Here is a 14116-nt window from a genome sequence, read left to right on the forward strand (position 1 = left end):
ATACAAGAACATATGGCTAATCGTTATGTCAGATGTTATAAATCTATTTACACTAAACTTGAAATGAGAGTTGCTCACCTTGCTCATACATTCTCAAAGTGGATTAAGCTGCTTTTGAACTTAATTTTTCACAAGTCGTTGGAGTAAATATAGCTTTAAATCCTGATGTTTACAGCTTCCTATTAGAAAAAGCACGAGAGCAAGGAGAGATTGATACTCAAGATTTAACCCTAAGAAGAAATTCACTTCATTTAGCTAGTGAAGAACTTGAAAATGCAATTGGTAACTGGGCAAGAACAAAAATGTGGCAAACTCAAGAGTTCAGGCTTGGTATAAACAGAGTTGCTATTAGAGTGCAGGGATTACCTGACCCAGAGGTACATAAGTAATTGAATACTAATGTCAAGCTAATTTTACAAAGGTTGGGTATAATTTAACCAAGAGAATAAACTAATGAGTATAAAAGGAAAATACATAGGAAAAAGAAAAATCGAACTCTTTGAAGATTTAAACCTCCCTCTTGATACAGAAATATTTTTTATCATTGAGGAAATTAAACCTGTTGAAGCAATAACAGAAAAAAGAAAAAAGAAAAAAGAAAATCCTTGGCGTGAAATTGCTGAAATGGCTGAGCCAATTGGACGATCAGACTTGTCTGTGAAACACCATGAAATTTTAGGCGATTTAATTGAATAAACCCAATGGATCAAGCTATATTTCTAGACACATCATACATTCTTGCTTTAATTCTTAAAGATGACTTATTCAATAACTACTGACAAGCACTTTGAGCAAGCTGGTTTTGAGATATTATTAAAGTAACCATGAGCCAACAAATCCAAATCTATGACACAACTCTTCGCGATGGAGCACAAATGGAAGGAATTTCTCTTTCTGTGGATGATAAATTAAAAACTACAAAGTTACTTGATGATCTTGGAGTTGATTTTATAGAAGGTGGCTGGCCTGGATCAAATCCAAAAGATAGTGAGTTTTTTAAAAAAATTAAAAGCATTGAATTAAAAAATGCAAAAATTGTTGCTTTTGGAAGTACCCGCCGGGCAAATTCAAAAGCACAAAGTGATGTAGTTTTAAATGCTTTAATACAAGCAAATACTGAATTTATAACCATCGTTGGAAAGAGTTGGGACATGCACGTAGGGGTGGCTCTTGGAGTAAGTCTTGATGAAAACTTAAAAATGATTGAAGAAAGTATTGAGTTTTTAAAATTTCATAAGAAAAAAGTTTTTTTCGATGCTGAACATTTTTTTGACGGCTTTAAATCAAATCCAGAATACACCTTAAAAGTAATTCAATGTGCAAGTGAAGCTGGCGCAGACACGGTAATCCTTTGTGATACAAATGGAGGTTCACTAACTGAAGAAATAAGAAAAGCAGTTACAAAAGCAAAAGAAATAGTTCAAGGGAAATCAATAATTGGAATCCATGTTCATAATGACTGTGAACTTGCTGTTGCAAATTCTTTAGCTGCTTATGAAGCAGGAGCAAGGCAAATCCAAGGTACTATAAATGGAATTGGTGAACGCTGTGGAAATGCGAACCTGATTTCTATCATTGCAAATTTGGAAACAAAGTATAAAGAAAAAGTTTTACCAGAAAAAAATCTTACAAAACTTACTGCTATTTCAAGACAAATTGCAAATATTTTAAACTTAAATCCAAATGAGCATCAATCATTTGTTGGTACATCTGCTTTTACACATAAGGGTGGTTTGCATGCAAGTGCAGTAAAAAAAGATTCAAGAACTTATGAACATATTGAACCAGAGCTTGTAGGAAACATAAATAAAATTCTTGTAAGTGAACAAGCAGGAGTCTCAAATATTTTGTCACTTGCTGAAACTTTTAAACTAGATCTTGGAAGTGATTCAAAAAAAACCGCACAAGATTTATTAAAAAAAGTAAAAGAACTTGAACATAAGGGATATCAATTTGAAGGAGCAAGTGCAAGCTTTATTTTACTTTTGCTTGCTCTCTTAAACCAAAAACCAAAATTTTTTGAACTTGTTGATTATAGAGTTATTACAAGCTCAAAACAGCTTGCAGAAGCTACAGTAAGAATAAAAGTAAAAGGTGAAGTTATTCATACAGCAAGCCTAGGCGTAGGTCCTGGAAATGCAATTGACAACGCACTTAGAAAAGCATTAACTCAATACTATCCTACTTTAAAAGAATTTCAACTTGTAGATTTTAAAGTAAGAATTTTAGATGGACACGATGGTTCAGCAGCTAAGACTAGAGTACATGTTGAAAGCTCTGATGGAAAAACTTCATGGGATACAGTTGGAGTAAGTGCAAATATTATTGATGCCACGTGGTTAGCTATTACGGATAGTATTGAGTATGGCTTATGGACTAAACTAAGAGCCGAGCATATCCCCCATCCTGTGCCTTCTCAACAAGTCCTTTAAGCTCAAGCATTGATAAGTATTTCAGCAATTCTTTTACTTCAAGATTTGTTTCTTGAATTAAAGTTTCAAAATTTTTTGAAGTAGAAGACAAGAGTTTATAAATATTTTTTTCACATTCAGAGAGATTTTCAATTTTTTCATTTTCATTATCAAAAGAAAGCTTTGTTTGTTTACCTTCTCCAAATTTTTCTAAAATATCATTTACAGAAATTAAAAGTTCAGCAACTCTACTTTTAATTAAAACATTTGGACCATTAGAAGTAGGTGAATCAACTAATCCAGGAAGTGCAAAAAGTGATTTACCTTGTTTAATTGCAAACTTAGCAGTAATCATTGCTCCACTTTGTAAGTCTCCTTCAATAATTACAACTGCATCACTTAATGCACTTATAATCCTGTTTCTTTGTGGGAAATTCCATCCTACACCAGGAGTAGAAGGTGGATACTCAGAAATAATTAAGCTATTTTTATTTAATATTTCATTAAAAAGATTTTTATTACTAGTAGGAAAAACAACATCGACTCCTGTTCCTAACACAGCAATTGTTTTTCCAGATTTTAAGGCACCAATGTGAGCACTTGTATCTATCCCTGCTGCAAGTCCACTTATAATTACAATATTTTTTTCAGCTAAAAGTGAAGCAATTTTAGTTGAAATGTTTATCCCATAATTTGTTGCAGATCTAGTCCCTACGATTGCAACAGATTTTAGATGATTTAAAAGGTCTATTTTCCCTCTATAAAACAACCCAACTGGTGGATCATTTATCTCTAAAAGCTTTTTAGGATATTCAGGATCTGACAAGCCAATAAAGTTTATTTCTTTTTCAGTTAAGGTTTTTTTAATTTCACTTAAAATAATTTTCTTAATTTCAGTTCTTAATCTATTTATTTTTTCAAGTTCTAGATTTGAAAGATTTAGTTTGAACTCACTCTCAAAAGTTTCTTCAAGATTATTGTTTTGAAACAGTTTTTTTAATAAAACTTTTTCAGATTGAAATTCAATCACATGAGATAAAAGTAAAAATAAATCTTTAATACTTTTCATAGAGTCAAAATTGTAAACCATTGACCTTAAAAATCATGTAACCTTTGGTTACATCAAATATAAAAATTATCTTCTTAATCCTTTAATAACTTAGATTTTAAAAGTGAAATTGTTTTTAAACCCTTGCCTGATGCAGATCCCAAACGTAGAAGACCAGATATTACACGTGCAAAACAAATTTTAAAATGGGAGCCAAAGATTTTGCTGGAAGATCAAAAATAAAAAAATGTGTGGCAGAGGCAGAAGAGTTTCATATCATCAACCAGTATATTCTCAAGGCAGCTATAGTCAATCTTAGATTTTTGTCTGATATCAGTAATATTTCCTACTGTTACTTGAAGGGTATTAAGTAAAGCCTGAAAGCCTAATTTGTTTTTTATACTCACATACTAATGAATACTAAAAATCTTTCAATTTGGCCAAGCTGTCTTAATTTATTCCTTTATATTTGTTCATGAATAATTGCTGGGGATCATTACACAATTGGGGTAAAGCAAGGATGTAAAGTAAACTTTAAAATTGGTGACACAGAAGTAGCTCATGATGCTCCATTTACTACTAAGAATCCAGAACCTGAAAAACCAGCTAGCGCTAGTACTCAACCACAAGCAGTAAAAGAACCTCCAAAACCTCCACAAAAACCAAAAATCTTTTCAGAGAAAGTAAGTGACTTTGATGCTAAGCAAAAAGAATTAGAACAAAAACTAGCAGAACTACATGCTGAAAGATCCAAGTTAAAAAACGAGAGAGCTGTAGAAATATCTAACTCTCTTAAGGATTTTATAAAAGGTGCACCTGAAGCTTTGCAAAATAATTTAAATGCAATTCTTGACGAATTAGCTAAGCAAGGAATGGGCAAACCAGAAATAATGGAGCGAGCATCAATTAAACTAAAATTGCTTGCGCTAAAAAATTCTGATGATATTGATCAAAACAAAATAAATGAGATCATAAAAAATATGAGAGAGTTTGCTGCTTTAACTAAAACAGAAGCTAATCACAATATCAAAATTACAAAATTTGGAGTAGATGAGAGAGGAAGTGACTACCATTATGAGGTTAAATCTCATGGTGAACTTCTTGGGAAAATAAAAGTAACTAGTTCAGGAGGTCCTACCTTTTGGAATTCAGCTACTCAAAAAAGTTTAAACAATGCCATGGATAAAGTTAATGAAACAGGCAACTGGGAAGACTTTGATAATGCCTTAAAAGAAATTGCTGACAATAAACTTCCAATTTACTTTGAAGATTAATCTTTTTCTACCTCTTGCAAATGATAGTCTCTACACCATAAGTAACATTCAGGTGTTGGACCATTTGGATTTTTATTTAATGAGAATTAAGAAATTTATCTTCTAATTTTCAATTCTCAATTCTCAATTTCCTGAATTTGTTCTTAAGCCAACGCATTCAGAATCAATTAGTGTCTCTGCCTGTGGAACTTACGTGTTGTATCTTCTGGATCTATATCGAAATCCTCGTCAAATGGCGGTGCAGTTCCAGATTCAAAAACGTTAACTGGTACATTTTTGAAACTACAAGTTACATCAATAGTTCCATTGTCGAATACTTCACTATCAGTTTGTGCTCTAGTATTAACCTTTCTTAAAAGAGCCCATGTATTGTCATCACCAGGTTTAGGTTCAACAGATCTATTTGTGACTAAGCCAAGAGTATCTTTATAGCGAACTTTGAGTATCCCACTTGCAGTAAGGTTTTCTTCGTCTATGCTGTCTATCCTGAATATAGCTTGTGATGGTGTTACTTCTTCATCTGTTATAGTTACATCATCAAGCCCTCTTCTAAGCTCAGACTCGTAATTAGATACAGCAGTGATTTCTATTTGACCATCATCGCCTTCAACTATGCTTCTTAAACCAAGGAAAGAATAGTCTGTAATACCCTTATATTTCCTACCGATTTCTATATCGTCAGGTGTACTTATGCCAAGATTACTTAAATATGAAGACACTTGGCTTCTAGTGAATACATCTTCGTACGATTGGTCTTTAAAGAGTTCAAAACCAACTTGACCAGTACCTGACTGAAAGTAAATATAACTATTGCGTGCTTTAACTTTATCTATTGGAGTGGAATCCCCTCCTCTAAATGTGCAAATTGTTTTTCCACCGTATGTTATTGGTTGTTCTTCAGGTGGTGGTGTTTCTACTAGTGGAGTCTCACCTATTACTTCTGTAATATCTGCTCCTGCTGGTGTAGCTTCAGTTGCTGCTCCAGTTGCATCAGCTCCTGTAACTTGTGCATAAGTATTGTAAGTCAACGAAAATTGCAAAAACACAAAAGCGCTAACAAATAAAATTAATCTAACCATAATACCCCCCAAAAAAAATTATTACCTATTTTGCATCATACCTAACCTTGTCTTAACTTAAACTCTTTATTTCAAATTATTTATCTTAGCTAATAAAGCTAGTTAACTCTTAATTCTTCATCATTATCTGATTACTTTCTTTAAATCATCGAGTGCTTTTAAAGATAACAATCTGTCAGATCCAAAAACTAACAAAAACTGTCCCTTAGCCCATGCATTCAGAACTTGTACTGTCAATCTGGCAGAGATAAGGATATCAGATTTTTTAGAATTCAATATCCATTCTACGTAAGAAGATTAAGAAAAACAATGTTAATTGAAAAAATTAATGATGATGATCTTGCACTTGCTTGGTCAATGTATGAAAAAATGTCAAATAAAGCATGGAGTATGATTGACTGCTACTCATTTATAGTAATGGAAAAAACATGGAATTAAACAAGCACTAACCACTGACAAACATTTTGAGCAAGCAGGGTTTGAGATTTTGTTGAAGAACTTTTAAAATTACTTGTTTTTCTGCTTCTCTTCTTAATCCTTTAATAACTTAGATTTTAAAAGTGAAATTGCTCTTGCATGAATCTGGCTAGCCCTAGATTCAGAAAAATCCATAACTTCTGCAATTTCTTTAAATGTGAATTTTTTATAATGATACAAACCTACTATTGTTTTTTCTCTTTCTGGTAAAGACTCAATTGCTTTTATTAGTTGTTCTTTTAATTCACTTTCCTCTAACTCTTCTAATACTGGTGTAGCATTAGATGAAACATTGTCAATGAGACAAGCACTGCCTTCTGTAGCATTATCTCGTGGTTCATCTAAAGAATAAATTCCTATTTGAGATTCCTGTTGTATTGCTCTTAATTCTTGAAGTGAAATTGAAAGCTCTTTTGCAATTTCTTTATCATTAGGATGCCTTCCAAGTTTTGTTTCTAATTCATTAATTGCATTATATAAATTTTTTACTCTTTTCCTTGAGCCTCTTGTTAACCAGTCAGATGCTCTTAACTGGTCATAAATAGAACCTCTAATCCTTGTAATTGCAAATGACTTAAAGTTAGTACCTTTGGTTGGATCAAATCTATCAATTGCTTCAATGAGCCCAATTGTACCGTAGCCAATTAAATCATCTCGCTCTAATCCTTTTAAGCTTGCAACAGGAAGTCTGCCAACTACCCAATTTACTAAATAAGCATACTTCCTAATAAACTTATCTCTATCTACAGATTTGTTTAACCCTCGACAAATATTTTTCTTGTTTTTTTCTTGCGCCTGGACAATACGAGATAAACTTCTTTCTTCATTTCTTTTTAAATCTTTTAAATCCATAATTCATCCTTGCTGTTTAAGCCCTATAAATCAATATTCGCTCAATCAAGCTTTAAAACCATCGGCTATTTAAACGAAGATGTTACCCTTGGGGACTTCTTTTAGGATTTTCTTTTTTCCCGTGCTGGTTACTAAACTTTTTTAAGTAGTTAAAATATACATTGTTAACTGATTCATAATTATTTGTGTTAACTACAAGGTCATCACTTCCAGAAATTATATGTTTAGCCTCATTAGATTTTATACAACCTGCTTTTCTTAATAGTTCTATCCTACGCCTTAAAGAGTATATTTTGTGGTATTCATCCCTAATCTTTTTTCTTAAATATTCTTCCTGCTCTTGAAGCTTTATAATTTCAATTTCGTCTGACAGATGAGCCGTAACTATTACAAATAAAGCAATTAAAGTAATTAAAATTGAAAATGAAAAGCAACCTAAAACACTGTTTTCTACAATATTCCAAAACACAATATAAGACAAATCAAAAAAGAACAATAGAACAATAATATCATCCTTTGTTATAGAAGAAAGACTATTTTTATGAATGTGGTTCATTAGCTACCGTTAAATAAATTCCCTTAGTAACTTTTTACTAACATTAAATTTTGTAAAAGAAAAATAGAACTATCCTTAGGATTACTAAAGAATGGTTATGGATAAATAAATAAGTAAGGGGCCATCCCTTTAAAAAATGAATACTGTTAAATGTTATATAGTGAAAGCTCAGTAACCATAAGGTTTCCAGATTTCAGAGACAGAGTGGTAAAATGTTTTCAAGGAGGAAAACAAATGTATAAAATTGGAGTTTTATTAAGTGGCTGTGGAGTAAAGGACGGTTCTGAAATTCATGAAGCAGTTATAACATTACTTGCAATTGATAGAGAAAATATGCAAGCAGTTTGTATGGCACCAAATAAGGATCAAACCCAAGTAATAAACCACGTTACTAACCAACCTCAAAATGAAAAAAGAAATATGTTAATTGAGGCTGCAAGAATTGCAAGGGGTAATATAAAAAACATTAAAGATGTAAAACCAAACGAACTTGATGCAGTCATTTTACCTGGAGGTTATGGTGCAGCTTGTAATTTAAGTTCTTTTTCAAAAGATGGTGTTAATGCACTAGTTATTCCTGAAGTAGAAGACTTTTTAAAACAAGTGCATAAACTTAAAAAACCAATTGGTGCTATATGCATTGCACCAAACATAGTTGCAAAAATATTTGGCAGCAAGAAAGTTGAAGTTACAATAGGCACAGACAAGAATACCTCAACAAAGCTAGAACAAATGGGGGCAAAACATATAAATAAAAATGTAAATGAGGTTGTTATTGACAAAAATAATTTAATTGTTACTACACCTGCTTATATGCTTGCAAAAGGGCCAGCTGAAGTAGAAGTTGGCATTGTTAAACTGGTTAAAGCAATTGCTGAACTAGTCAGTAAAAGCATGGTTACGACGCCTCTTGAGGTCTAAAACAAATCATTAAAAAAATTTAATGTGGTAGCTTTCAAAATGTAGTAATATGAAAGCTATTATGAAATTTGCTTTAAAAGAATGGGCTGTAACTACAGAAGCTTTAGGGCAAGGACAAGTGGTAGCTCTCTGGAGAAAAGAGCCTTTTGAAAGTTTTATTCAAAAAAAATTGGTTTTATTTCCAATATCCTCTTACCAAGATCAGGAAATAGTAAAAAAAGAATACTTGTCATTATATGAACAGTCAAAAGGACTAAACAAGGATAATCAAGTTCAAATAAAATACTGGACAGTTTTAGAAGAAATAATCAACATTAAAACTCTTGACGAACTTTTAAGTATTTCCAGAGAATTAGTTAATAGTGAAGAATATTTAAAAGAGTCTTGGGTTTCTTACCCCGACCATAGCAGAAAGTTGCTCTTACTTAGGATTTATGAATTAGAAGATCCAATATTAATTCTAAACTCATCTGACTTCGCAAAATCTAAACCGTGGATTGAACTTAAAATAGATGTACCAAAGTCAGGAAGCAGGCCCGTTTTATCTTTTAAAGAATACAGTTCAAAAGTAAGGTTAATTAAAGCTTTACTTGAACAAGCACCTAAACAAGAAAAAGTCATGGTGAAACTCTAATTATAGTTAAATCATTTCCAGGCCCACTTGAAAGTAAAAATGGTTTTGAAGGAGCTAATATTTTTGAATTAATGTTTTTAGTTATGAATGTTTGCTTGCCATTTGGTTTAATTACTGTAAGCTTACTCTTTTTAAAGTGTCCAACTGTAGGTTGTACTTTTTCATCGCTGCTTAATAATGAACCAATACTAACAGCAAGAATCCCTTCGCTACCTAAAGCAAGATATGCAATACCATCAATAACAAGTAGATCTTCAACAGAATTTTTAATATCTAAGTTATGACTAGTAGGAATAGAAATCAAATTATTTAAATCATAAAGTAAGATTCCTCTTTGAGTAGTTGCTACAAGGATATCTGTACTTTTAGAGTTAACTATAAATTTTCCTGCATAAGCAATGTTTGTAATTTTTTCATCTTGAGTTTTAATGGTTTGAACATCTGCATTTAAATCTACTAAGTCAGTAAGAAGAATCAAACTTGTGCCATCATATGAAATTACAACTGGGTTTGATTTATTTCCTAATTTGTTAGCAATACTTATGTGACGTATGTTTCCGGGTGTTTGAAAGTTTACTACTCTTGGTGATTCATTAGTTAAAGGAAAAACCAAATCAATTCCTTGTGAACCAATTGATACAACAGCTGCAAGTTCGTTTTCTAATGTAACAAGCTCCAGTTCAAAACCTTCTCCAGAAAGACTACTAGAAGATTCAATATCACCACTTATAGAATCTAGAACTAAGATCATAGAGTCTTTTAAAGCAACAATTTTAGGAACATTATTAACTTCAAACAACTTTAATTTCTTTACGCGAGAAATATTACTTACCACAGTTAACGGTTCAACAATATTCTGACTTATATTCTGGTTATATTGAACTTGTCTTATTCCATCAAGAGAAGCTAATATTGCAATAGGAACAATTCCTTCAATTGCACTTGGTGAGCTTACAAGAGGATTTCTAAATCCTGTTTGTGATTTATTTACCAGGGATCTTGGTAAAGCAGTAAATAAATCTACACCAAAAACAGGTCTAATAGTAAATGAACCAATAATTGTTGAATTATCAACTGAGCTTTGTAAATTAACAGGCACATAAATTGGAAATAAAGAGCTTACAGAAGAAAGAGTTAAATCCATTACTGAAACATTGCTTGAATTAATTGTTTCAGTATTAGAAAATTCAACCCCACTTTGAATTAAAGAAGCTTGAATAGTTGTATCAATTGGAGTTGAAGAAAATTTAGGAGTACCACTTACTTGAACAGGAAAAGTAAGAGGTAATATATCAGGGAAATTAATAGAAAAATTTAAATTTGTACTTCCAGGCTTAATACCCATAACAGTAAATTGAGTAGCTAAGGTACCAGTTGCAGAAGAAAGCCCGGCACTTTCAAGATTTGCAATTTCAGGATTGGAAACAGTTGCGGTGACTCCTGTATTACTAGGAACAGAAGTAAGTTCAGTTACCCCATCTTGAGAAAGAACTTTAACTTGAATTTTTTGAGAACTAAAACTACTTGCAGTATCATTGATTAATGAAATACCAAAAGGTGGAAGAGTTGATAAAAAAGGTTTTGCAACATCCAATACATTTACTTTAAGTATTGCAGGTATAAATTCATCTGTTAAACTTGCACTTGAAAATATGACATCAAATTGTCCTTGCACAGAACTGTCTTTCCTTGAAATTGTTACATTTTCTCCTACCTGAAAAAGTGATGGACTTACAATTATTGAACCATTTTGATCACTAGTCTCTGCCTTTAACAAAACAACATTATTATTTGTAGATAAAACTTTTACTTGTGTCATAAAATTATTTGAGCTTGATAAATTAATTGTTTGTGGATTAACTTGCAAGGAAGGGATTACTGAAAACTCATCTAGTTTAACTAAGAAATCAGAAATATAACTGCCTCTTATTACAGCTTCAGGTAATAATTTTATGTCTCTTCCTTCTACACCCCTATTAGATTCTATTTGTAAGAGCTCACTAATTTGGGAAGGTAATTTCCCAAAGCCATTTGTAAATCCACCTGTAATATAAACCCCACTATTTACAAAGTTCTTAGAATCATCTAAAGATAAAAGCCCTTCTGTTTTATTTTTTGGAGATACTAAAATTGCAGTTGGTAAAATTCTTCCTTGAAATGTTTCAAGATTTGATTTTTTCTTAAGCTTTAATGAGCTGCCTGAAAAATTGAACAAATCCGGCTCATAAACTTCAATTGTTGAAACAGGTGTATCAACAAAGCTTGTAGCCTCTGATGAACTTATTTTCTTACTTAATCCACCAATTACAGCTATGTCCCCATTTGGCAACAGTATTGCCTTATGAAGAAATCTTGAGATATCTAAATTCTGCTTAGCTTCACCAGTTTGATTACTTGCAAGTTCAAAGCTTTCAGTATTTGGGTTATAAAATTGAATGGTATCTTTTGTCAATCCTTTTACTTCTTCCTTATTGTTATTTTTTGTGCTATCAGATTTCCCTGAGAAAAAGTGTGAGTTTCCGCCAGTTATTAAAACAAGTCCATTAGTTAAAAGAGTTGCATCATGACCACCAACAGCTTCTTTAAGCAACCCAACATTTTTTATAGTTAAATTCTTAGTGTTAATTAATTCTGCTAAGTCAGTAGCTGGTCCAAAACCAAAATTGCCTTGCTTTTCATTTGTAAAACCACCAGTAATTAATATGTCCCCGTTTTGCAGAGTAGTTGCAGTATGTAAAAGTCTTGGTGTCTTTAAAGAAATACCAGCTGTCTGTATAGTTCTTGATACAGGATCAAAGATTTCAATACTACTTATAGCACCTAAGTTTGCCATGCTGATACGACCTTGCCCACCAACTATAAGTATTCTCCCGTCAGGCAATAAACTTGCAGTATGAAAAACTCTAGCTTTTTTTAATTTTGAATGTTTACCACTTAACAAAGTAGATGTTGCTATATCAGTACCTACTTTTATTTCTACAATTTCAACTGAACTATCTATTTGGCCATCCTTGGTAAAACCACCTGTAATTAAAATTTGTTCTACAGCCCCTGTAATCATTCCAAGAGGCAAACTATTAATGCCTAAATAAGTAGCACTATGCTGGCTTCTTTCTTTCTTTAATTTTGCTCTTTTTAAATCTCTTGCATCTTTTAAATAACTGCTTCTCCCACTTTCAGGATTATAAATCTCAAGTGAACTAAGAGGTGTATCAGCAATTTCCTTCCCTCCGCCTATTAAAACAATTCTCCCGTCAGAAATTTTAGTAACTGAATTACCTCCTTTTGATTCTTTTAAATTAGGAAGTAAAGAATTTCTTAGTATACCTTTTGGAGAAGAGCGAAAGCTAATGGTTCTTGTAATACTTGAGCCTCCTGCACTTACTTGAATTGTTTTTTCTGAACTTGAAAGCGGTGGGGGGGAAATAACAAGTGATTTAGTATTTGCATCTCTGTAGGGTCTTGCTTGATCACTAAAGTCTCCTATTGTTACATCAACACTTGAAGATAAATTTAAATTTGAAATATCAATAACTATTGGCTCACCACTAGAGTTTGGTACGATGAAGTCACTAGCATAAGAAATAGAAGCAAGGAAGCAAAGAAGCAAAGAAACAAGGAAAAAAGAACTTATAAAAGACTTAACTAATTTTTTCATTTTTTCACTTCTATCAACATATTTTTATCATTTTTTTATAATAATTTAAATAAGTATAACTATCTATCATTTACAATGGAACTACCATGTTTGAAACTATAGATAAAAGCAGCACCAAAGTCTCTTTATCAGGCCTCACTGAAAGTGAGCTTATAGAGCTTGTTTCTAATATGAATTGGCCTTCATTTAAAGGAAAACAGCTACATTGCTGGATTTATAAGAAACATATTTCTTCATTTGATGAAATGAGTGACTTAGGAATTAAAGAAAGAGAGTTTTTAAAAGAAAAATATGAACTAAGTACATTAAAGCTTAAAAAAAAACAAACAAGCACTGACAAAACAATTAAATATTTATGGCAACTTTATGACAATAACCTTGTTGAGTCAGTAAGAATGTTTCTTGAAGATCATAAATCATATAGTGCTTGTATAAGTTCTCAAGTAGGTTGTGCTGTTGGTTGTCCTTTTTGTGCTACTGGGACAATTGGATTTAAAAGAAACTTAAAAGCAAATGAAATTATAGATCAAATCCTAGGGATGCAAAGAGATACCAAAGAAAGAATTAGCAACATAGTTTTTATGGGACAAGGAGAACCACTTTTAAACTATAATGAGGTAATAAAATCCATTCATCTTATAAAAGATTGTATAGGTATTGGTGCTAGGCACATAACAATTTCTACAAGTGGAGTCATATCTGAAATTAAAAAACTTGCAGAAGAAAACTTACAAATTACTCTTGCAGTATCACTTCATGCGCCAGATCAAAAAACAAGAGAGCTACTTGTTCCAATTTCTAGAAAATATATACTTAAAGAATTAATAGATAGTCTACATTATTATTATAGTAAAACAAAAAGAAGAATAACTTTAGAGTATATTATGCTTGAAGATATAAATGACCAGATTGAAAAAGCAAAAGAGTTAGCAAAATTAATAAAAAATCTACATTGTCATATTAATTTAATTCCATATAACCATGTAGGGGCGTTCCATGGAACGCCTCTACTTAAAAGGCCATCCAGTGGAAAAATATATAAATTTAAAAATGTTCTTGAAAACCTAAGCGGCAAAAAAACAACTATCCGTCATGAAAGAGGGGCTGACATAGATGCTGCTTGTGGACAATTAACTAGCAGCTAGTCTATTATGTTTACCATTTGATAACCTTCTTTTTATATCTTTAACCTAATCATAGGGATAG

At 31.9% G+C, this 14116-nt stretch carries 11 protein-coding genes; 6 read left to right on the forward strand and 5 right to left on the reverse strand.

From position 1 onward, the window contains the following. Window positions 1-453 precede the first annotated feature (453 nt). Complete coding sequence (locus HYY52_08155; GenBank protein ID MBI2996656.1) at window positions 454-696, forward strand: hypothetical protein; 243 nt, start codon at window positions 454-456, stop codon at window positions 694-696. A 128-nt stretch (window positions 697-824) separates the two neighbouring features. Continuing rightward, window positions 825-2432 carry a citramalate synthase gene (locus HYY52_08160; protein MBI2996657.1) on the forward strand — a complete coding sequence of 536 codons (1608 nt, stop codon included), beginning with the start codon at window positions 825-827 and terminating at the stop codon, window positions 2430-2432. On the opposite strand, the gene dprA is transcribed toward HYY52_08160, so the two are convergent. After that, entirely contained in the window at window positions 2377-3480 is a 1104-nt protein-coding gene (gene dprA, locus HYY52_08165; GenBank protein ID MBI2996658.1) for a DNA-protecting protein DprA, read from the reverse strand. The two genes, HYY52_08160 and dprA, sit on opposite strands and share 56 nt — an antisense overlap. A gap of 803 nt (window positions 3481-4283) precedes the next feature. On the opposite strand from dprA, the gene HYY52_08170 reads away from it, so the two are divergent. After that, on the forward strand, window positions 4284-4733 hold the full coding sequence (locus HYY52_08170) for a hypothetical protein (protein ID MBI2996659.1): 450 nt from the start codon (window positions 4284-4286) through the stop codon (window positions 4731-4733). A gap of 167 nt (window positions 4734-4900) precedes the next feature. On the opposite strand, the gene HYY52_08175 is transcribed toward HYY52_08170, so the two are convergent. The 3 genes from HYY52_08175 to HYY52_08185 all read right to left on the reverse strand — a co-directional run bounded on the left by HYY52_08175 (window position 4901) and on the right by HYY52_08185 (window position 7697). Further along, window positions 4901-5761, reverse strand: coding sequence for a hypothetical protein (locus tag HYY52_08175; GenBank protein MBI2996660.1), 861 nt, complete (start codon window positions 5759-5761; stop codon window positions 4901-4903). Between the two features lie 582 nt (window positions 5762-6343). Further along, complete coding sequence (locus HYY52_08180; GenBank protein ID MBI2996661.1) at window positions 6344-7141, reverse strand: FliA/WhiG family RNA polymerase sigma factor; 798 nt, start codon at window positions 7139-7141, stop codon at window positions 6344-6346. 82 nt (window positions 7142-7223) lie between these two features. Continuing rightward, on the reverse strand, window positions 7224-7697 hold the full coding sequence (locus tag HYY52_08185) for a hypothetical protein (protein ID MBI2996662.1): 474 nt from the start codon (window positions 7695-7697) through the stop codon (window positions 7224-7226). Window positions 7698-7931: 234 nt separating this feature from the next. On the opposite strand from HYY52_08185, the gene elbB reads away from it, so the two are divergent. Further along, entirely contained in the window at window positions 7932-8618 is a 687-nt protein-coding gene (gene elbB, locus HYY52_08190; GenBank protein MBI2996663.1) for an isoprenoid biosynthesis glyoxalase ElbB, read from the forward strand. Between the two features lie 61 nt (window positions 8619-8679). Next, complete coding sequence (locus tag HYY52_08195) at window positions 8680-9252, forward strand: DUF1802 family protein (GenBank protein ID MBI2996664.1); 573 nt, start codon at window positions 8680-8682, stop codon at window positions 9250-9252. Here the strand turns inward: HYY52_08195 and HYY52_08200 are convergent. After that, window positions 9236-12910, reverse strand: a complete 3675-nt coding sequence (locus tag HYY52_08200; GenBank protein ID MBI2996665.1) for a hypothetical protein — start codon at window positions 12908-12910, stop codon at window positions 9236-9238. The two genes, HYY52_08195 and HYY52_08200, sit on opposite strands and share 17 nt — an antisense overlap. Window positions 12911-12996: 86 nt before the next feature. On the opposite strand from HYY52_08200, the gene rlmN reads away from it, so the two are divergent. Next, a complete protein-coding gene (rlmN, locus tag HYY52_08205) occupies window positions 12997-14055 on the forward strand; it encodes a 23S rRNA (adenine(2503)-C(2))-methyltransferase RlmN (protein ID MBI2996666.1) in 1059 nt (352 codons plus the stop codon). Window positions 14056-14116: the final 61 nt, after the last annotated feature.

This window comes from Candidatus Melainabacteria bacterium (assembly GCA_016193285.1).
GTDB lineage: Bacteria > Cyanobacteriota > Vampirovibrionia > 2-02-FULL-35-15 > 2-02-FULL-35-15 > JACPSL01.

Excerpts from the sequence above, each read along its gene's own strand:
- HYY52_08155 (MBI2996656.1), top strand. The coding sequence starts at position 454 with ATGAGTATAAAAGGAAAATACATAGGAAAAAGAAAAATCGAACTCTTT.
- HYY52_08160 (MBI2996657.1), top strand. The coding sequence starts at position 825 with ATGAGCCAACAAATCCAAATCTATGACACAACTCTTCGCGATGGAGCA.
- dprA (MBI2996658.1), bottom strand. The coding sequence starts at position 3,480 with ATGAAAAGTATTAAAGATTTATTTTTACTTTTATCTCATGTGATTGAA.
- HYY52_08180 (MBI2996661.1), bottom strand. The coding sequence starts at position 7,141 with ATGGATTTAAAAGATTTAAAAAGAAATGAAGAAAGAAGTTTATCTCGT.
- HYY52_08185 (MBI2996662.1), bottom strand. The coding sequence starts at position 7,697 with ATGAACCACATTCATAAAAATAGTCTTTCTTCTATAACAAAGGATGAT.
- elbB (MBI2996663.1), top strand. The coding sequence starts at position 7,932 with ATGTATAAAATTGGAGTTTTATTAAGTGGCTGTGGAGTAAAGGACGGT.
- HYY52_08195 (MBI2996664.1), top strand. The coding sequence starts at position 8,680 with ATGAAATTTGCTTTAAAAGAATGGGCTGTAACTACAGAAGCTTTAGGG.
- HYY52_08200 (MBI2996665.1), bottom strand. The coding sequence starts at position 12,910 with ATGAAAAAATTAGTTAAGTCTTTTATAAGTTCTTTTTTCCTTGTTTCT.
- rlmN (MBI2996666.1), top strand. The coding sequence starts at position 12,997 with ATGTTTGAAACTATAGATAAAAGCAGCACCAAAGTCTCTTTATCAGGC.